Here is a 20,233-nt window from a genome sequence, read left to right as displayed (position 1 = left end):
CCGGAGAGATATCTCTTCGGACTGCTGTTTGATAAAAGTGTTAAGGATTGTCATCAGGCGCCAAACGCACCGTCAATCGTATGCATTGCCCCCGTTACAAACCCTGCCTCAGGGCCTGCAAGCCAGGCAACCATTCCCGCCACTTCCTCTGGACGGCCATGTCGTTTTAGCGCCATAAAACTGTGCATCACCTCTTTCAGTGGGCCATCTTCCGGGTTGGCATCGGTATCAATAGGACCTGGTTGAACCACGTTAACCGTAATGCCGCGCGGGCCGAAATCACGAGCCAGTCCACGGGCCAGCCCTTGCAGCGCTGATTTGCTCACCGCATAAGAAGCCAGGCCAGCAAGAGGCATACGGTCGCCATTCACAGAGCCAATAATGATAATGCGTCCGCCGTCAGGCATCTGTCGTGCCGCTTCCACGGCCGCATAGTATGGGGAATGAATGTTAATTCGGAACAGGCGCTCAACGTCATCCGGATCCTGCTCCAGCGCATCACCAAACAGAATAATGCCTGCATTAACTACCAGCACGTCCAGCGGGCCGCTTTCGCGAACCCGGTTGATGACGGCGTTACGATCGGCGCTATCGGTTTGCGCTGTCTGGGTACCCGTCTCATCAGCAAGCGCTTTGGCAGCGTCAGGGGAGCCTGAATAGGTAAAGGTAACCGATGCGCCATCCGCGGCAAAACGGCGCACGATAGCCGCGCCAATCCCACGACTGCCGCCAAGAACCAGAACTGACTTGCCGTTAAAAGAAGACATGAGGTACTCCTTGAACAATTATGTAGTGATCGATATATAATAGGTGCACAGTTTTCTGTCAATGGATTTGTAATGAGCACTACAAAATGCACTCGTGCACCTGGACGCCCACGTAATTTTGATCCAGAAATGGCCGTTGCCAAAGTACAACCCTTGTTTCACGCACATGGCTATGACGCAGTTAGCGTGGCGGATGTCACCGCGGCGTTGTCGATCAAGCCCCCCAGTTTCTATGCTGCTTTTGGGAACAAAATCGGTCTTTATAAACGTGTTCTTGACCGCTACGTACAAACTGAGGCAATCCCTTTTGATGACATTCTGCGTCCCGACAAACCGGTTTCTGAATGTCTTACCGATCTGCTTGAAGAGGCGGCGCGACGTTATGCCGCAGATCCGCATGCGCCGGGATGTTTGGTCCTGGAGGGCACGCACAGTAACGATCCGCAGGCGAGGAAGGTCGCGCGGAATTTCTACTCGGCTACCGAATATAAAATTCACGACTTTATCGCACAGCGGCATCCTAAAGAGGCTGACAGCCTGACTGATTACGTCAGTACCACAATGCTTGGCCTGTCGGGAAAAGCACGTTGCGGGCATTCGTTCGAACGTCTGCTAGCCAGCGCGCGAATCGCCAGCGTAGCGGTGCGGCATCAGCTTTCCAGATGATCATCACATGATAAGGTAGATAAATATGATGGGGAAAATGGGAACTTAATCAGGCGGTGCCTCATATCAACCCGCATCAGAGCAGGGGGTTATCGTTGTAGGTGGTACTGATGCGACGCGGATTGGCGTTGCAGGAGTATGGCATGCCATTGAATATCATGTAACAGCTAAAGCGCTCGACGGCACGGTACGCCATAATGCGCGCCAGTTAAGCCGAGAAGATGCGTTAAAAATGTAAACTCTAAATGCCGCCTGGATAGCTTTTGCAGAACAGCAGAGGGTAGTTTGCGGGTAGGTAAGCTCGCCGATTTTGCGGTGCTTAATCAGGATATTATGGCTATTCCGGCAGATAAATTGCACCAAACGGAGTCGTTATTAACGTTTGTCGATGGCCAACAGGTTTATCCGGAGCAGTGAGCGGTAAAAGAAAACGGCCCTGCGAAGGGCCGTGGGTTCTACCAGAAAAACTAATCAGGCAAATATCGTCATCAGATAGGCGATAAACAGCGCCAGATGCGCCGCACCGTTAAGCACGTTGGTGCGTCCGGTGGAGAAAGAGATGTGGCACAGTACCAGTGATGAAACCATCACAATCATCTCTGGCGCGCCCAGCGCAAAGACCAAGTCATTCCCGGTTGCCCATGCGATCAGGGTCACTACCGGAACGGTCAGTGAAATGGTGGCTAATACTGAACCGAAGAACAAATTCATCGCCCGCTGTACCTGGTTGCTCAGAACCGCTTTCAGCGCACCCAGCCCTTCAGGGGAGAGGATCAGCAATGCGACCAGGAAACCGGTAAATGCCACTGGGGCATTCAGTTCAGTCAGCAATGTCTCCAGCGGGCTGGCGTTCATTTTGGTCACGGCAATAACAGCGATCAGATGAATGATAAGCCAGGCGGCATGCCACATATTGCTGTGGGCTGACGGTTTACCGTGATGCGGATCATCGTCGTCACCCTCGTCTTCATGCTCATAAATGAACAGACTCTGATGCGTTTTAGTTTGTATCAGCAAAAATACGCCGTACATCGCCGCAGAAATTAATGCCACTAATAGCGCCTGCGCGGTAGTGAAATTTGCACCCGGTAAAGCCATCGGGAACACCAGTACAATAATGGCCAGCGGAAACAGGGCGATTAAATACTGCTTAATACCAAACAGATTCATATACTGAGTGGCAAATTTACGGCCACCTAACAGTAATGAAAAACCGACCAGGCCGCCGGTTACGATCATAATGATTGAATATAGCGTATCGCGCATGAGCGTAGGCGCTGCATCGCCGGTCGCCATTAATGCGGAGATTAAGCTGACTTCAAGAATAACAACGGACAGGCTGAGGATCAGCGACCCGTAGGGTTCGCCAAGTCGATGTGCTAATACATCCGCATGACGGACAACGCTGAATGCGCTGCTTAATATACCAATAAGGGCCAGCGCATTAATACCGATGACCACTGGTAGTGACTGACTGCTCCCCCAGAAGAACAGTACTACCAGCGCCAAAATCGGGAAGACGAGAGAGGTCTCCTTGTGGCGGGTTTTTACCGCCTCATGTACATGTGTCATTGAACTAATTCTCCATCTCTGCAGGTATTTATAATTATAAAAGTATTAAAGAATGTAAAAAATAACAGAACTTTCGGTATTTCCGATCTGATTTTACGTAATTTTACGGCATGGACCATTTTTTGCATCCGAGCGAATGAAATTGCATATCTTGTTTAGAGAATATTTAAATAACAACACATTAGATTTTAGCATCCACAAAAATTGATGATCGTACTGATACAAATGATAGTGCAGGACGTACCACCACGAGAGGATATAAAGTGCCGTTGACACTTTGTTCCCTTGCAAGCGAGCGGTGAATTGCCTATTGTCCAGATATTGGTTTCAAAATGAGCAGTAAAAAAGCCCGGAAGGCGTCAAAAAAGTTGTCGCAGGGAAGCAGCAGTGGCGGAGGTGTAAGGTGTTAACGCGTGATTTTTTATTGAATGCCGACTGTAAGACGGCATTTGGTGCTATTGAAGAATCACTACTCTGGTCAGCGGAACAACGTGCAGCCTCACTGGCTGCCACGCTCGCTTGCCGACCAGATGATGGACCGGTGTGGATCTTCGGTTATGGATCATTGATGTGGAACCCGGCCTTAGAATTTGAAGAGTCTTGTACCGGGACGTTAGTCGGCTGGCACCGTGCCTTTTGCCTGCGTCTGACGGCGGGGCGAGGAACGGCGTGTCAGCCAGGACGTATGCTGGCCCTGAAAGAAGGCGGACGCACCACCGGTGTGGCCTACCGTTTGCCGGACGCGTCCCTGGAACAAGAGCTTTCACTGCTGTGGAAGCGAGAAATGATCACCGGCTGTTATCTGCCGACCTGGTGTCAGTTGGCGCTTGATGACGGCAGGACGGTGAACGCACTGGTCTTTATTATGGATCCGCGTCATCCGCTGTTTGAGTCAGACACGCGCGCGCAGGTGATTGCGCCGCTTATCGCCACGGCGAGCGGACCTTTAGGCACCAACGCCCAGTATCTGTTCTCACTGGAACAAGAGCTGGTCAAGTTGGGGATGCAGGATGATTGTCTTAACGATCTGGTGATCACGGTCAAACGATTGTTGGGAGAGAATCTGCCGGAAGGTGTTATGCGTCCAGGGTTTGCCTGAATCCAGCCAGGAACTGAATGCCCGAAAGCCAGGCGCTTTTCGGGCAATTAACGCTTAGGCTGCAATATAACTTATTGAATGCTCGAGCGACCGGCTATGGCTGTCGATCAGCACATTCCATACGCCGGTATACGGTACGGTTAACCATGCGTTATCACGATCCTGCACGCTTAAAATGTCGGACTGCGTGTCTTTGACGTGATTTTTCTCGCTCATCAGATGGATGTGACAGCGCTCGGAACAGCGCACAACCACCGTATCGCCACCAAATAACTTTAAACTCGCCTTCACTAATGCCATTTTTCACCCCGTTCTTGAAAACAACGTACTTTCTGTCGAAAGTGCTGCGTGATGTTGTTCACATTTCACTCATTGCATAACACCAAAGGGGGAGCAACAGGATGCTGATTTTGATCAAAAAATGGCATAACGATTAAACAAAAGTGACAAAATCCCTCAAAAGGGTTGAAAGGGCGTGCTAACGTTCAACGAAACCGCGCCCATCTACGATTAAATCCGGAAATTATCGACACTTTCAGTGAGCTTGCCTGAAGCGGTGTATCAGAAGGTCAGCACTTTATCTGCAGCCAGCGTCCATTGAGCCAGTTCTACCAGCGTGCCGACGGCTACTCCGTCAATTAATGGCAGCGTCGTGATCCCACGGCCATCGGTGCAGGTTTTGCACAGTTTGACCGGCACATTTTGCGCCGTCAGGATCTCCAGCATTTGCTGAATATTGTATCCTTCTGCAGGTTTCTGACCTCGTAATCCCGCGGTTACCGCGTCCGACATTAAAAACAGACGCAGGTCGAGATCCGCTTCCTGTTCGCGCAGGGCGATGGCCAGACGCAGGCTGTTAAATAACGATTCGCTTCCATAGGCAGCACCGTTCGCGACGATCACTATCTTTTGCATTTTTACTCCTGTTGTCAGGGGGGCATGGATATTGCTTGTCCTCAGGGATAACCCGTTATCGGTGAGGGCAGAGATGATGACAAATGCACAAAATTCCGGCGCGACGCAATGGTTTCGCCATGCCCGCCAGCTTGAGAACACCCAGCTTCGCCAACTGGCACAGTCCGGTAAGTTGGTGATGCGCATTAGCCATCTGGTGCATATGCTACAGTGCGAACGCGGTGCATCCAATATCTGGTTGTGTTCTCAAGGTACGCTTTATGATCGGGAGGTCCGTGCCAGTCGGGCGCTGGTGGATGAAGAGTGTCGGCAACTGCATATCCTTTTCCAGCACATTATGCCGGTGGCGGGCAGTGCATTGTGCCACCGTATTGCTGGCACCGTCTGGTGCCTCGATCAGCTAACGACGCTGCGTGAGTCTGTCAGCGGGCAGACTATCGATGCACAGCAGGCGATGGAGCAGTACAGCCGGACGTTACGCCATCTGCTGGGTATTGTGCCGCAGCTTAACGACAGCATTGATTATCCCCATGTCGCAGGTGGGCTGGTGGCGCTGTACAGTTTTATGCAGGGTAAAGAGCTGGTAGGACAAGAGCGGGCGTTAGGGGCCATTGGCTTTACCCAGGGCGAATTTAACCCTCAAATGCGCCAGGAGCTGGTGGACAGAATAGACGGGCAGCAGCCGTGCTTTGATACCTTTATCTCCCTGGCTTCGCCTGTACTGGTGCAGCATTTTCGTCAGCAATGCGAGGCATCGGGCGCCATCGAACAACTGCGACGCCAGGCCTGTACGCGACAACCCCAACTCGATAACGGTGAACGCGCGCTACGCTGGTTTACCCTGCAAACGCAGCGGCTTGAACAATTACGACATCTCGAAGAGATGTTGATTACCGAATTGCTGAATGTCGTGGCGCGTCGGCTGGCGGAAGAAACCTACGCTTTGCCGCTCGACAACTGGCTTGACGACCGTGCTGACGAACCCCTCTCGCTGCGCCGGGATAAACAATTATTGCGGGTTGTTCGCCAGCAGGCTCGCCAGCTGGAGCAAATGAGCGCCCAACTTGCCTCATTGCAGGACGCCTTAGAGGAGCGCAGGGTGATTGATAAAGCAAAAAGCATCCTGATGAATCACCAGCAGGTCAGCGAAGAACAGGCGTGGCAGCTATTGCGAAAAATGGCGATGGATAAAAACCAACGGATGGTCGATATCGCCCGGGCATTGCTTACCGTTAAATCCCTGATGCAGGGATAGCGACTGCACAACAGGCGGGCAGTGTCTGCCATATTTGGGTGCACCGCGGCGTCTGGTACGCGTCGAACCCGCTAAAACCGCCAGTGTAATTCTGGCATCTGAATTGCATTCACTCATACAGACAATTTAGCAGCAGGCCAACGGCGGTCTGACTGTTTTGAGGATAAAGGCGTCCCGCAATGCTTAGGCATTGTTGGACGCCTTTTTTTATGGGGAGCATGTATGGGTGACAGAACAGTTTCGTTAACGCGGCGGCGGTTTTTACAGGCAAGTGCCGTGATGGGGGCCAGCTCGCTGATTCCAGGACTGATGTCTTCGGTCTGGGCGGCAGGGTCTGATGCGCCGGAGATGACTACCGTTCGGGTCGGTTTTATTCCGCTAACCGACTGCGCGCCGCTGGTTATCGCCACGTTGAAAGGTTTTGATAAAAAATACGGCATTACGCTGGTGCCGACCAAAGAGGCCAGTTGGGCCGCAGTGCGTGACAAACTGGTCTCTGGAGAGCTGGATGCGGCTCATGTTCTGTACGGCCTGTTGTATGGCCTGGAACTGGGTATTGCCAGTAAAGCGCAGCCCATGGCCAATCTGATGACGCTCAATCAGAACGGTCAAGCGATCACGCTCTCCGCAACGCTGCTGGAGCAGGGCATTACCGATGCGTCTGCGCTGAAGAAACGGATCGTCTCGCAGGCGCCCGGAACCTATACCTTCGCGCACACCTTTCCCACAGGCACACATGCCATGTGGCTCTATTACTGGCTGGCCAGCGCTGACATCAATCCTTTCACCGATGTTCGCACCGTTGTGGTACCGCCTCCGCAAATGGTTATGAACATGCGCATTGGCAATATGAGTGGCTTCTGCGTCGGCGAGCCGTGGAATGCGCGGGCGATCAACGACCGCATCGGTTTTACCGCGGCGACGTCTCAGGAAATCTGGCCCGACCATCCGGAAAAAGTACTCGGTACGCGCCGGGAGTGGGTAGAAAAATATCCACATACTGCCCGGGCGCTGGTTAGCGCGCTGCTTGAAGCGTCGCGCTGGATAGATGCCAGTGACGCCAACAAACGCGAAACAGCACAAATTCTGGCGCGCCGGGCCTGGCTCAATACCAAAGAAAGCTATCTGACGGGAAGAATGCTGGGTGATTACGACAACGGGGCAGGTCGTCGCTGGCAGGATCCGCATGCCATATGCTTTTTTCGCGACGGCGAGGTGAGTTTCCCCTGGCATTCCGATGGCATGTGGTTTCTGACCCAGTTCCGCCGTTGGGGATTGTTAAAGCAACAACCGGATTATGCAGCCATTGCCGCGCGCATCAACCGGACCGATATCTGGCGCGATGCGGCAGCTGCGGTTGGTGGGATAACACCGCCTGCGCAATTGCTACGCACCAGTACGCTGATGGACGGTTCCGTATGGGATGGCCGCAATCCAGAAGCCTATGCCAACAGTTTTACCCTCCACCGTACAGGAGCCTGAGATGAAACAAAATACGCAGCTTAAATCCCCTGAGCCGGTAGTCGGTGAGGTCATCACGCTATCAACGATGAAGGTCAGAAAGCGCAAAATGCCGTGGTCATTATGGTTAAACGCATGGCTCAGGCGAGCCGTACCCGCTCTGCTGGGGATTGCCTTGCTGGTGGTGTGCTGGCAACTGGCCGCTATCAACAGCAAAGGATTTCCTACGCCGCTGAGCACTCTGGATTCAGCCCTGACGCTGTTTGCCGATCCGTTCTATAACGGCGGGCCGAATGATATGGGGATCGGCTGGAACGTGCTGGCGTCGTTGCAACGGGTCGCGATCGGTTTCGGATTAGCGGCGCTGGTGGGGATTCCGCTGGGCTTTCTGATTGGGCGTTTCACCTTCTTTTCGCACATGTTTTCGCCGCTGATTGCGCTGTTGCGCCCGGTCAGCCCGCTGGCCTGGCTGCCGATTGGACTGCTGTTGTTTCAAAAAGCGGAACCCGCATCGAGCTGGACCATCTTTATCTGCTCTATATGGCCGATGGTGATCAACACCGCCGAAGGGGTGCGGAGAATCCCTGACGATTACCTCAACGTAGCTCGCGTATTGCAACTCTCTGAGTGGACGGTGATGCGGCGGATACTTTTCCCCGCCGTGCTTCCGGCGATCCTCACTGGCGTACGCCTGTCGATTGGCATCGCCTGGTTGGTGATTGTGGCAGCAGAAATGCTCACCGGCGGGTTAGGGATTGGTTTTTGGATCTGGAATGAGTGGAACAACCTTAACGTCGAAAACATTCTCATCGCTATCGTCATCATCGGCGTTGTAGGTCTGCTGCTTGAGCAGGGGCTAATGCTGGTGGCACGTCGTTATAGCTGGCAGGAAAAATAAGGAGACAACATGAAACCCATTATTCAGGTCCAGGCGGTCAGCCAACGTTTTTCGACCGCCAGCGGTGAGTTCCTCGCGCTACACAATGTCTCTTTTGATATCCATGAAGGGGAGACAGTGAGTTTGATTGGTCACTCCGGTTGCGGAAAGTCGACGCTTTTGAATCTGATTGCCGGCATTACGTTACCAACTGAAGGTGGCCTGATTTGCGATCACCGCGAAATCGCCGGGCCGGGGCCTGAGCGGGCGGTCGTTTTCCAAAATCATTCGCTGCTGCCGTGGCTGACCTGTTTCGACAACGTAGCCCTGGCCGTCGATCAGGTATTTCGCCACACCATGAGTAAAGCCGAGCGACGTGAGTGGATCGAACACAACCTGCACCGCGTCCAGATGGGGCACGCGATGCACAAACACCCCGGTGAAGTCTCTGGTGGGATGAAGCAACGCGTGGGTATTGCCCGGGCACTGGCGATGAAACCCAAAGTCCTGCTTATGGATGAACCGTTTGGCGCACTGGATGCGCTCACTAGGGCACATTTGCAGGATACGGTGATGCACATCCAGCAGTCGCTGAATACCACCATTGTGCTGATCACTCACGACGTTGATGAAGCGGTGCTACTTTCCGACCGGGTTCTGATGATGACCAACGGGCCAGCGGCGACGGTGGGCGAGATCTTGACGGTTGATTTACCGCGCCCACGCAATCGGGTCCAGCTTGCCGATGACAGCCGATACCACCACCTGCGGCAACGCATTCTCCATTTTCTATATGAGAAACAGCCGAAGGCGGCGTAAGGAGGGGAAGATGACGCGACTGGTCATTGTGGGTCATGGCATGGCGGCAACTCGTCTGATTGAGGCGCTTGTTATGTACAAAAACGGCGGCATTTCCGTCACCGTTATTGGTGAAGAGCCGCAGCTTGCCTACAACCGGATCCAACTTTCACCGGTGCTGGGGGGAGAAAAGCCCTTTGCGCAAACTTTGCTTCATCCGGCGCAGTGGTATCTCGATCACGGCGTGACGGTTCTGAGCGATGAAGCTGTGTTGGCCGTTGATGCCACCAGCCGCAGCCTGACTACCACAAAACGGCTTTTGTTCTGGGATGAGCTGGTATTTTCCACCGGATCGTATCCGTTTATTCCGCCCATTCCAGGCGTCCAACAACCGCATGTTCATGCTTTTCGCACGATGCAGGATGTCGAGGCGATTCTCCAGCAGTCTGGGCCAAAGGTGGTGCTGGGTGGTGGCGTTCTCGGCGTGGAGGCCGCGGCAGCCTTACGTCTTCACGGTGACGATGTCACGTTGATTCATCGCGCGGGAAGGTTGATGGAACAACAGCTTGATCAACAGGCCAGCGATCTGCTGCAGGCGCAACTAACAGGTCGTGGTATTCGCTGCGAGCTTAGTTCTGGGCTCGTCAGTATCGAAGCCGACTGCGTAACGTTGCTGGATGGCCAGCGTATTGCGGCGGATGGCGTGGTGATTGCTACGGGGGTTAAACCCAATATCTCCCTGGCGCAGGAGTGCGGTGCTGTTTGTCAGCAGGGGATTGTGGTGGATGAACAGCTTCGCACCTCAATGCCCGGCATTAGCGCCGTCGGGGAATGCTGCGAGATTAACGGCCAGACGTGGGGACTGGTTGCGCCGTGCCTGAAACAGGCTGAGGTGTTGGCTGCGCGACTAGCGGGTTTTATCGGTGCCGGATTTGGTTGGCAGGCGAGTGGAACGCGCCTCAAGGTGACAGGAATTGATCTGTTTAGTGCAGGCGTAACGGACACGACGGCGACGGATGCCACCCTGAGCACATACGATCCGCTCAGCGGGCACTATCGCCGCTTGCTGACGCGTGATGGAAAACTCCATGGTGTGCTGCTGATGGGCGATTGCCATAGCGCAGCGCCATTAACCGATTTGCTGACCCAGGGGGCGACAGCACACTCCGACTGGCTCTTCGACCGCTTTGATACGCAGCCATCGGCTGCAGGACAGATGACGATGACAAAACCGACACTGGCTGTTGTGGGACACGGTATGGTTGGCCACCATTTTCTTGAGCAATGCGTTAGCCGTAATCTGCATTTGCATTATCACATTGTGGTGTTTGGCGAAGAACGTTATGCCGCCTATGACCGGGTGCATCTGTCAGAGTATTTCGCCGGGCGCAGCGCGCAATCACTTTCGCTTGTCGCTGATGATTTCTTTGCCCGTAATGGCATAGAGCTACGTTTGGGGCAATGCGTGACCGAGATCGATCGTGAGATGCACGTCATCCGCAACGCCGACGGACATGAAACCCACTGGGATTCGCTGGTACTTGCCACCGGATCGTATCCATTTGTCCCCCCTGTGAAAGGTGGGGACTCACCCGCCTGCTTTGTTTATCGTACGTTGGACGATTTAGATGCCATTGCAGCGAAAGCGAAAAGTGCGCGCCGCGGGGTGGTGATCGGCGGTGGCCTGCTTGGTCTGGAGGCTGCGAACGCGCTGCGTCAGCTTGGGCTGGAAACGCATGTTGTTGAGTTTGCCGCTAATCTGATGGCGGTGCAGCTGGATAACGCCGGTGCCGCGATGTTACGAGAAAAGATAGAGGCGCTTGGCGTTGGCGTCCACACCGCAAAATCAACCACGGAAATTGAAAGTACCACTGACGGACTGGTACTGCACTTTGCCGACGGCGAAAAGCTGGAAACCGAAATGGTGGTTTTTTCTGCGGGTATTCGTCCGCAGGATGCGCTGGCGCGTCGCAGCGGTTTAGATATTGGCGAACGCGGTGGGATTTGTATCGATAGCCACTGTCGCACGTCAGATGACGCCATTTTTGCAATCGGCGAATGTGCGCTGTGGGAAGGGCGAGTCTTTGGCCTTGTCGCGCCGGGATATCAAATGGCGCGGGTAGTCGCCGCACAGCTGGCCGGAGAAGATGTCAGCTTTAGCGGGGCGGATATGAGCACCAAGCTCAAGCTGCTGGGCGTTGATGTTGCTTCTTTTGGCGATGCGCATGCCCGTACGCCGGGCGCGAAAAGCTATCAATGGACGCATGGTCCCGAGCAGATCTACAAAAAGATCGTCGTCAGCGCAGAGGGCAAAACGCTGTTGGGCGGAGTGCTGGTTGGCGATGCTGGCGATTACGCCACGCTATTGCAAATGATGTTGAATGGGATGCCGCTTCCTGGTCAGCCGGAATCGCTGATCCTGCCCGCGCTGGCGGGCGGTGCGCCAAAAGCGCTTGGGGTTGCGGCATTGCCCGATACTGCGCAAATCTGCTCTTGTCATAACGTCAGTAAGGCCGATATATGCCGGGCGGTAAGTGCTGGTGCGACGGACATTGGCGCCATCAAACAGTGCACTAAAGCAGCGACCGGTTGTGGCGGATGCAGCGCGCTGGTGCAACAAGTGATGGAGCACCAACTTGCGGCCCAGGGCGTTGAGGTCAAAAAGGATATCTGTGAACATTTTCCCTGGTCGCGCCAGGAGATTTATCACCTTGTACGGGTGAACCATATCCATACTTTCGAACAGTTGATTAGCCGTTACGGCCATGGTCACGGCTGCGAAATCTGTAAACCTCTGGTGGGGTCAGTACTGGCGTCCTGCTGGAATGAGTATCTGCTTAAACCTGCGCACTTACCGCTGCAGGACACGAACGATCGCTATTTTGCCAATATTCAAAAAGACGGTTCCTATTCTGTGGTCCCGCGTATGCCTGCGGGAGAGGTCACACCGGACGGCCTGATCGCCATAGGACAGATTGCGAAACGTTATCAGCTGTACAGCAAAATCACCGGCGGGCAACGGGTGGATCTTTTCGGCGCGCGTCTGGAACAGTTACCTGATATCTGGCGCGAACTGGTGGCTGCGGGGTTTGAAACAGGGCATGCGTACGGGAAGTCGTTGCGAACGGTGAAGTCTTGCGTTGGCTCGACTTGGTGTCGCTACGGCGTACAGGATTCAACGGCAATGGCGGTGATGCTTGAAAATCGCTACAAAGGGTTGCGTGCACCACACAAAATTAAAATGGCGGTGTCCGGTTGTACCCGGGAGTGCGCCGAGGCACAGAGCAAGGATGTGGGCGTCATTGCGACGGATAAAGGCTGGAATCTCTTTCTGTGCGGCAATGGAGGAATGAAACCACGCCATGCCGATTTGTTTGCCAGTGATTTAGATGATACCGCGCTGATGCGCACTATCGACCGTTTCCTGATGTTCTACATTCGCACCGCGGATCGTCTGCAACGTACCAGCACCTGGATGGATAATCTGGAAGGGGGCATTGCGTATTTGCGTGAAGTGATCCTCGACGACAGTTTAGGGATTGCCAGTGAACTGGAACAAGAGATGGCGCGGGTTGTGGAAAGCTACCAGTGCGAATGGCAAACCACGCTCAGTAGCCCGCAGCGTCTGGCGCTGTTTCGTTCATATATCAATAGTGATGAGGCGGATGAGACGGTTGCCCGCGCGCCTTTACGCGGGCAACCGCAGTTGGCTAAACCTGCATCCAGGGGCCGTGAGTCATTACCGACAAAACCCTGGCAGGAGATATGCACCCTTGATGCAATCCCTGAGCAGGCGGGTATTGGCGCACGTCTGGGAGATGTGCAAATTGCATTATTCCGCTTTGGGCAGACGATTTATGCCCTTGATAACCTTGAACCCGGTAGCGCTGCGCAGGTGTTATCGCGCGGTATTCTGGGGGATGTGCAGGGTGAGCCGATTGTTATCTCGCCGCTGTATAAACAACGTATTCGTCTGCGCGATGGCCGCCAGTATGACAGCGGAGAACAGGCGGTACGCGCCTGGCCGGTGAAAGTGGAGGCGGGCAAAGTGTGGGTGGGAACTCAGGCGCTGATCCTGCGGGCGGAGGCATCATGAGTGAGACTCGTACAACGTGCCCGTACTGTGGCGTTGGCTGCGGCGTGATTGCGCAGGTAGACAATAATGGCGTCACCGTCAGAGGTGACCCCGAACATCCGGCAAACTTTGGCCGCTTATGCGTCAAAGGCGCGGCGCTGGCTGAAACCACAGGACTTAGCGGCAGGTTGTTGCAACCGATGGTGGATGGCGAAACGGCGAGTTGGTCGCAGGCGCTGGACACCGCCGGTGAACGTCTGCGCGCTATCATCGCTCAGCATGGCCCGCATGCCGTAGCCTTTTATGCCTCCGGGCAACTGCTGACGGAGGATTACTATGCGGCGAATAAGCTGATGAAAGGCTTCATTGGCGCGGCCAATATTGATACCAATTCGCGGCTTTGTATGTCGTCTGCGGTGACCGGATACAAGCGGGCGCTAGGAGCGGATGTCGTGCCCTGCAGTTATGAGGACATTGAATGCAGTGATTTGGTGGTATTGGTGGGATCGAATGCAGCATGGACGCATCCGGTGCTGTATCAGCGTCTGGTGCAGGCGCGTAATGCTAATCCGTCGATGAAAGTCGTGGTTATCGATCCTCGCTGCACCGCAACCTGTGATATCGCCGATCTGCATCTTTCCCTGCTGCCCGGTAGCGATGCTGGGCTGTTTGTTGGCTTACTGAACAGGATTGTGGCTGAGGGTAATGCGCAAAGTGAATTTGATGACGCTGCAGAAACGTTTGCTATTGCGCGCGACTGGAGCCTCGCGCGTGTGGCGCAGTTTTGCGGGCTGGATGTTGCCGATATTGTCACCTTCTATGACTGGTTTATGCGCGCGCCAACAGCCATCACGCTATACACCATGGGCATTAACCAGTCTGCCAGCGGTAGCGATAAGTGTAATGCGATTATTAACGTGCATTTGGCCAGCGGTAAGTTTGGTCGACAGGGGTGCGGCCCATTTTCGCTGACCGGGCAACCCAATGCGATGGGCGGCCGGGAAGTTGGCGGGTTGGCGACGCAGCTGGCGGCGCATATGAATTTTGAACCCCAGGATCTTGCCCGCCTGTCCCGCTTCTGGGGCACTGAAAGGTTGGCGCAGACGCCTGGTTTGATGGCCGTGGATTTGTTTGAAGCGATCGGTAAAGGCGACGTTAAAGCGGTATGGATCATGGGGACAAACCCGGCGGTGTCATTACCGGACAGCCATGCCGTGTGCCAGGCGTTGGCAGCCTGTCCACTGGTGATTGTCTCTGAAGTCGTGGCAGACACGGACACCAGCCGCTACGCGCATATTCGGTTTCCGGCTCAGGCCTGGGGCGAAAAAAACGGTACGGTGACGAACTCAGAACGACGGATCTCGCGCCAGCGCGCATTTTTACCAGCGCCGGGTGAGACGAGGGCGGACTGGTGGATCGTCGCGCAAATAGCGAAACAGTTGGGTTTTGCCCATGCGTTTGGCTGGCAAAGCGCATGGGAGGTATTTTGTGAACATGCGGCGCTTTCCGGTTATGAAAACAGGGGGGAACGTGCATTTGATATCGGCGCGTTAGCGGAGCTGACGCATCAACAGTGGGATGAGATGACGCCGGTTCGCTGGCCAGTGAGTACCGGCTCATCAACGCTAAATTTTTGGCAGGGGTGGCGTGGTAACCAACGTTTACGCCTGGTATCTGTTACGCCACAGGGGATGAAAACTGCCTGTGATGCCCTCTATCCATTGGTGCTAAACAGTGGTCGCATTCGCGATCAGTGGCACACTATGACGCGGACGGGGACGATTTCACGCCTGATGCAGCACATCAATGAACCGCTGGTAGAAATTGCACCAGAGGATGCCTATCGCTTAAAGCTGAATGAAGGTGCGCTATGCCGGGTTAACTCCCCGCGCGGCGTAATGGTTGGTAGGGTGACCATTCACCGTGGGCAGCGGCCAGGGAACGTCTTCACTTCAATGCATTGGAATAATCATTTTGCCCGTCAAGGACGGGTAAATGCATTGGTGGCGCCGATTTGTGACCCTGACTCTGGACAGCCGGAAAGCAAACAGACAGCGGTGCGCATTATGGCATGGCAGCCCCGGTGGCAGGGAGAGCTGTTTTGTCGCTCCGCGCTGACGTTACCGGGGTTCGTTCACTGGTGGCGCAAAAGTGCTGACAATGCCGTGCGTTATACGCTGGCGGGCGACAGCGATATTTCTGCGTGGCTGCAACAATATTGTGTGACGCAAGGCTGGCAACTTCAGCAGGCGAAATGGGAGCAGGGACTGAATCTGTTGGCCTGGCATGAAGGAAAGCTGGTGCTTGGGCTCTGGTCAGCGGCAACGCTGCCGCAGATTGATGATGCGGCGATCCTCTGCATATTCATGCAAACGTCGGAAAACGCTCAGACTCGTCATGCCCTGTTGGGCGGGAAACCCGGTGGTATTACGGCTGATAAGGGCGCGACTATTTGTAGTTGTTACAGCGTAGGAGAAAAGGCCATTACCCAGGCTATCGCTAACGGTTGTGATACGGTTCAGGCATTGGGAAAAGCGTTACGTTGCGGGAGTAATTGCGGCTCGTGTATTCCGGAACTGAAGACATTACTGGCACAAAAAATCACACTCAATGATTAAGGATATTCCTGAAAATTTGAGAAAAAGCTGCAAAGGGGACGTCGGACAGGTAGGATTTACGCTGTGGTCCCCAAATTCAATGATATAAAAGCCAGTAACGATTTGAGCCGTTTTGTTTGCTGCAGATTTTCTCTTCTCCTACTCTTGCCATTGGCAGGCGGTATTGCCAGCGCACGGACATCTTTTATTTACCAGGCCGAAAACCCTTTCGATAACAATAGTGATGGTTTACCCGATCTCGGTCTGGCGCCGGAGTCGCGGGCAGGCGAAAAGCACTTTGCTGAAATGGTCAAAGCGTTTGGTGAAGCCAGCATGACCGATAACGGGCTTGATACGGGTGAACAGGCGAAGCAGTTCGCATTTGGTCAGGTGCGTGACACGGTCAGCGAACAGGTTAATCAGCAACTGGAATCCTGGCTCTCTCCCTGGGGAAACGCCAGCGTTGGATTGCAGGTGGATAACGAAGGCAGCTTTACCGGGAGTCGGGGAAGCTGGTTTATCCCGTGGCAGGACAATCAACGATATTTAACCTGGAGCCAGTTAGGGCTGACGCAACAGGACGAAGGTTTAGTCAGCAATGCGGGGATTGGGCAGCGCTGGGTACGCGACGGCTGGTTTCTGGGTTACAACACCTTTTATGACAACCTGTTGGATGAAAATCTGCCCCGGGGAGGTCTCGGCGCCGAGGCGTGGGGCGAAAACTTGCGCTTATCCGCTAACTATTACCAACCGTTGTCCTCCTGGCAGGAGCGTTCCGCAACCCAGGAACAACGGATGGCCCGCGGTTACGACCTGACTGCGCAAATGCGCATGCCGTTCTATCAACACCTCAATACCAGCGTCAGCGTGGAACAGTATTTTGGCGACCGGGTGGATCTGTTTCATTCCGGAACCGGGTACCACAATCCTGTGGCGGTGAATCTGGGATTGAGCTATACGCCGGTGCCGTTGATTACCGTGACGGCACAACATAAGCAGGGCGAAAGCGGAGTCAGCCAGAATAACCTCGGCTTAACGCTGAATTACCGATTTGGCGTACCGCTAAAAAAACAGCTGATGGTCAGCGAGGTGGCAAACAGCCGATCGCTGCGCGGCAGTCGTTATGACGATCCGCAGCGTAACAATCTGCCGACGCTGGAATATCGCCAGCGTAAAACGCTGACGGTATTTTTGGCCACGCCGCCCTGGGATCTCAAGCCTGGTGAGACGGTGGCGCTGAAGCTGCAGGTGCGTAGTTTGCATGGGATCCGCCATTTAACCTGGCAGGGTGATACCCAGGCGTTGAGTTTAACGGCGGGTAGCGATAACCGAAGCGTGCAAGGTTGGACGATTATTATGCCGAAGTGGGACAGCAGCGAAGGCGCGACAAACCGCTGGCGGTTGTCTGTGGTGGTAGAAGATGAGCAGGGTCAGCGTGTCTCTTCCAATGAGATCACGCTATCACTGACCGAACCGTTTATTACCGTTTCGGAAAATGATCCTCGTTAGCAATGAAGCATCAACGCGTTATCAGAAAATGCGTTCCTGATGTACCCATACCGCGGCTTCGACGCGTGATTTGAGCTTCATTTTCTTCAACATATGCTTCACATGTACTTTTACCGTACTTTCAGTGATGTCCAGACGACGGGCGATCATCTTGTTCGGCAGCCCCTGGGCAATGAGCTTGAGAATGTCGCGCTCACGCGGTGTCAGTTGGGTGACATCACGGTCCGACGTTGCACGATTGGCGCGCAGGCTGGCGGCCAGAACCGGTGTTAAGGCTTCACTCAGCACCATTTCACCGGCCGCTGACTGCTGTAAGGCTTTGAGTAAATCTTCAGGCTCCATATCTTTCAGCAGATAACCGTCAGCGCCGCGTTTCAGTGCGGTAACTACGTCTTCTTCATGATTGGATACGCTAAACACAACGATACGGCCCGACAGTGACTTTTCACGCAGCTTATCGAGAGTTTCCAGGCCGTTCATGCCGGGCATGTTGAGATCAAGCAGGATCAGATCGGGATCAAGGGATTCAGCCAGCTCGATACCCTGCTCACCATTGCTGGCTTCGCCGACAACGGTAATATCGGGCGCCATGCTGACAAGCTGTTTTACACCGGTTCGCAGCATCGGATGATCGTCGATCAACAGGATGGTTGCCGGTTCCAGATTACTCATGGGTATCTCCTTGGACTTCTGTGAAGTTTGTTTCGGGAATAAAAGTGACAGCAACTTCAGTACCGCCCGTCTCGCGACGGCGTACGCGGCAATCGCCGCGCAAGCTCTGCGCACGGTCGCGCATTATTATCATGCCGTAGTGGTTACTGCGTTCGGCGTTTTCCGGTACGCCGCAGCCGTTATCTTGCACTGTTAGTTTGACCTGCTTGCCATTTTGCACCACCGTCACGACAACTTCATTGGCCTGAGAGTGTTTAAGCGCATTGCTCAGGGCTTCGCGCGCAATTTGTAGCAGGTGAATCGCCTGATGCGAAGGGACCAGGCGTGGTGGTAGCTGATAATCCAGCTTAACCGTAAATCCAAAACGGGCGCTGTACTCCTGACAGCTGGCTTCCAGCGCCGGCCGTAATCCAGGTTCTGTGAGCTGTAAACGGAAGGTGGTTAACAGCTCACGCAGTTGTGCCCACGAAGCATTCAGCTCGTTACGAATCTGGCTGAGCAACTCGCGACAGTTATCTGAAAGCGCATCGCCCTGCATCTGCAAACAGCTAACCTGCATCTTCATACAAGAGAGCGATTGTGCAATAGAATCATGAAGTTCGCGTGCAATGGTGGCACGCTCTTCCATCACGATCAACTGCTGCTGACGCTCCTGATGTCTGTCGAGCGCGAGCGTTGCGGTCAGTTGCTCAACCAGGGTATCAACCAGTTGCTGCTGATCGTGGCTGAGATGGCGTCCGTTCGGCAAGGTGGCGAGCAGAATACCATACTGGGTATGCGCGTCGGTCAGCCGCCATTTCAATGTGATTCCGCCGTCAATCGCGGGCAGCGTTCCGCGAGGACAAAGATGGCAACCTTTCTCATCACAGCTGGCATTGGACTGACAGGTAAATTCCTGATGATTGTCTTCATCTTCCAGGTCGTAAACCCGGAGTTCAATATCATGCAGCAAGGTCAAATTTTGCAGACCATTCAGTACCGGAGAGAGGCGTTCGCACAACGGCACCTGAGAGTGCAGGCGGCGGTTGGCTTGCCACAGAAAAGAAAGGATCTGATTTTTGTGCTCCAGACCCGCCGTTTTCTCCTGTACCCGCTGTTCCAGCACGGCGTAACTTTCGGCCAGTTCTTCCGACATATTATTCAGTGCCGAGCCCAGAGCGGCCATCTCATTACGCCCGCTGATACGCGCGCGTTGGGTAAAATCACGTTGGCTGACGGCTCGCGCCATCGCCAGCAGCTGTTTCCACGGCTCTAACAGGCGCACGCGCAGCCAGATAATGGTGAAAACCAACAGCAATGCCATAAATATGGCCATCAGGCGATGCAGCAGGACGACGCGTTCAATGCGTAATTCAGTGGTATGGTCAAAGGCGGTAACCAGCTTATCCAGACCGCCTACAAAGCGTGTCACATCCTGCGCTACCGCATCAGGCGTTTGCGCATGCGCAAGCCCCGGCGCCAGTTCAGTGTGCCAGTAATCCTGTAGTGCTTTTAACTGCGCCTGTTGTCCGTCTCGCTTTGCGGCACGCGTCAACTCCGGGCTAAACGCCGTTTTCTCCATTTCATCCAGAAGCGGTTGATCGCTAGCGTCCAGCGGTACGGCTGCCAGCAGGCGATAACTCTGCATGCGCAGCGATCCCGCTTTGTTGATTGCATGGGCGCTACCCTGAACGCCCTGAACCAGCCAGCCGGAGACAGCCATACCCGCCACGCCGATGGCTGTGGACAATAAAACAATCAGCGCCACCTGGTTGACCAGCGTAAGCGGGGAGAGACAACGTTTAAACATGGTGACTTGTTCCTTCGGGTTTTCGTCGAACAGAAAACCTTATTGAATGACGATTCTGCTGCAGGCAGTGGCGTTATTCTCGGCGATACACTGGAGTATACCCATACCTCAAACGGGCTACCTCTTAATTGCCAGTGGAGGGAGAGATCCTGGGCGAGGGGGAGTAGGGGGCGACAGAAGC

Annotated in this window: 16 protein-coding genes; 10 read left to right on the top strand and 6 right to left on the bottom strand. The window is 54.3% G+C overall.

Annotation, left to right across the window (positions count from 1 at the left end; translation table 11 throughout):
* Positions 1-53 precede the first annotated feature (53 nt).
* Complete coding sequence (gene bdcA / locus OGY18_RS19645; RefSeq protein WP_048216243.1) at positions 54-767, bottom strand: SDR family oxidoreductase; 714 nt, start codon at positions 765-767, stop codon at positions 54-56.
* A 72-nt stretch (positions 768-839) separates the two neighbouring features.
* On the opposite strand from bdcA, the gene OGY18_RS19640 reads away from it, so the two are divergent.
* Together OGY18_RS19640 and OGY18_RS19635 are read left to right on the top strand one after the other, a co-directional pair.
* Positions 840-1,433 carry a TetR/AcrR family transcriptional regulator gene (locus tag OGY18_RS19640; protein ID WP_286554110.1) on the top strand — a complete coding sequence of 198 codons (594 nt, stop codon included), beginning with the start codon at positions 840-842 and terminating at the stop codon, positions 1,431-1,433.
* Between the two features lie 333 nt (positions 1,434-1,766).
* Complete coding sequence (locus OGY18_RS19635; RefSeq protein ID WP_231133706.1) at positions 1,767-1,850, top strand: hypothetical protein; 84 nt, start codon at positions 1,767-1,769, stop codon at positions 1,848-1,850.
* A gap of 54 nt (positions 1,851-1,904) precedes the next feature.
* Here the strand turns inward: OGY18_RS19635 and chaA are convergent, their stop codons facing one another.
* Positions 1,905-3,005: a sodium-potassium/proton antiporter ChaA gene (gene chaA, locus OGY18_RS19630; protein WP_003833407.1), complete on the bottom strand. Its 1,101-nt coding sequence runs from the start codon at positions 3,003-3,005 to the stop codon at positions 1,905-1,907.
* Between the two features lie 403 nt (positions 3,006-3,408).
* Between chaA and OGY18_RS19625 the strand changes: the two genes are divergently transcribed.
* Positions 3,409-4,104, top strand: coding sequence for a gamma-glutamylcyclotransferase (locus tag OGY18_RS19625; protein ID WP_003833406.1), 696 nt, complete (start codon positions 3,409-3,411; stop codon positions 4,102-4,104).
* 54 nt (positions 4,105-4,158) lie between these two features.
* Here OGY18_RS19625 and OGY18_RS19620 read toward each other — a convergent pair whose 3' ends face one another.
* Positions 4,159-4,404 (bottom strand): DUF1883 domain-containing protein, encoded by a 246-nt coding sequence (locus OGY18_RS19620; protein ID WP_286554107.1) that lies wholly within the window; start codon positions 4,402-4,404, stop codon positions 4,159-4,161.
* Positions 4,405-4,665: 261 nt separating this feature from the next.
* Entirely contained in the window at positions 4,666-5,019 is a 354-nt protein-coding gene (locus OGY18_RS19615; protein ID WP_003833402.1) for a DsrE/DsrF/TusD sulfur relay family protein, read from the bottom strand.
* Between the two features lie 73 nt (positions 5,020-5,092).
* On the opposite strand from OGY18_RS19615, the gene nasR reads away from it, so the two are divergent.
* From nasR to OGY18_RS19580, 7 genes are all read left to right on the top strand, one after another.
* Entirely contained in the window at positions 5,093-6,274 is a 1,182-nt protein-coding gene (gene nasR, locus OGY18_RS19610; protein WP_286554105.1) for a nitrate regulatory protein NasR, read from the top strand.
* Between the two features lie 222 nt (positions 6,275-6,496).
* A complete protein-coding gene (locus OGY18_RS19605; protein WP_286554102.1) occupies positions 6,497-7,756 on the top strand; it encodes a CmpA/NrtA family ABC transporter substrate-binding protein in 1,260 nt (419 codons plus the stop codon).
* 1 nt (position 7,757) lies between these two features.
* On the top strand, positions 7,758-8,633 hold the full coding sequence (gene ntrB, locus OGY18_RS19600; RefSeq protein ID WP_286554100.1) for a nitrate ABC transporter permease: 876 nt from the start codon (positions 7,758-7,760) through the stop codon (positions 8,631-8,633).
* Between the two features lie 9 nt (positions 8,634-8,642).
* The gene (locus OGY18_RS19595; RefSeq protein WP_286554098.1) at positions 8,643-9,431 is read left to right on the top strand and encodes an ABC transporter ATP-binding protein; all 789 of its coding nucleotides are present in this window, start codon (positions 8,643-8,645) and stop codon (positions 9,429-9,431) included.
* A 10-nt stretch (positions 9,432-9,441) separates the two neighbouring features.
* Positions 9,442-13,506, top strand: coding sequence for a nitrite reductase large subunit NirB (gene nirB / locus OGY18_RS19590; RefSeq protein WP_286554097.1), 4,065 nt, complete (start codon positions 9,442-9,444; stop codon positions 13,504-13,506).
* A complete protein-coding gene (locus OGY18_RS19585; RefSeq protein ID WP_286554095.1) occupies positions 13,503-16,103 on the top strand; it encodes a nitrate reductase in 2,601 nt (866 codons plus the stop codon). The genes nirB and OGY18_RS19585 overlap by 4 nt, the downstream gene beginning before the upstream one ends.
* A 102-nt stretch (positions 16,104-16,205) precedes the next feature.
* On the top strand, positions 16,206-17,591 hold the full coding sequence (locus tag OGY18_RS19580) for a YchO/YchP family invasin (RefSeq protein ID WP_435658663.1): 1,386 nt from the start codon (positions 16,206-16,208) through the stop codon (positions 17,589-17,591).
* Between the two features lie 21 nt (positions 17,592-17,612).
* Here OGY18_RS19580 and narL read toward each other — a convergent pair whose 3' ends face one another.
* Together narL and narX are read right to left on the bottom strand one after the other, a co-directional pair.
* Positions 17,613-18,263 (bottom strand): two-component system response regulator NarL, encoded by a 651-nt coding sequence (narL, locus tag OGY18_RS19575; RefSeq protein WP_003833392.1) that lies wholly within the window; start codon positions 18,261-18,263, stop codon positions 17,613-17,615.
* A complete protein-coding gene (gene narX, locus OGY18_RS19570) occupies positions 18,256-20,052 on the bottom strand; it encodes a nitrate/nitrite two-component system sensor histidine kinase NarX (protein WP_003833391.1) in 1,797 nt (598 codons plus the stop codon). The genes narL and narX overlap by 8 nt, the downstream gene beginning before the upstream one ends.
* Between the last annotated feature and the right edge of the window lie 181 nt (positions 20,053-20,233).

Source organism: Citrobacter sp. Cpo142 (assembly GCF_030332425.1).
GTDB classification, from domain to species: Bacteria; Pseudomonadota; Gammaproteobacteria; order Enterobacterales; family Enterobacteriaceae; genus Citrobacter; species Citrobacter portucalensis.
The sequence above is the reverse complement of the archived record's forward strand: the minus strand, read 5'-3'. Positions and strand labels throughout refer to the sequence as shown.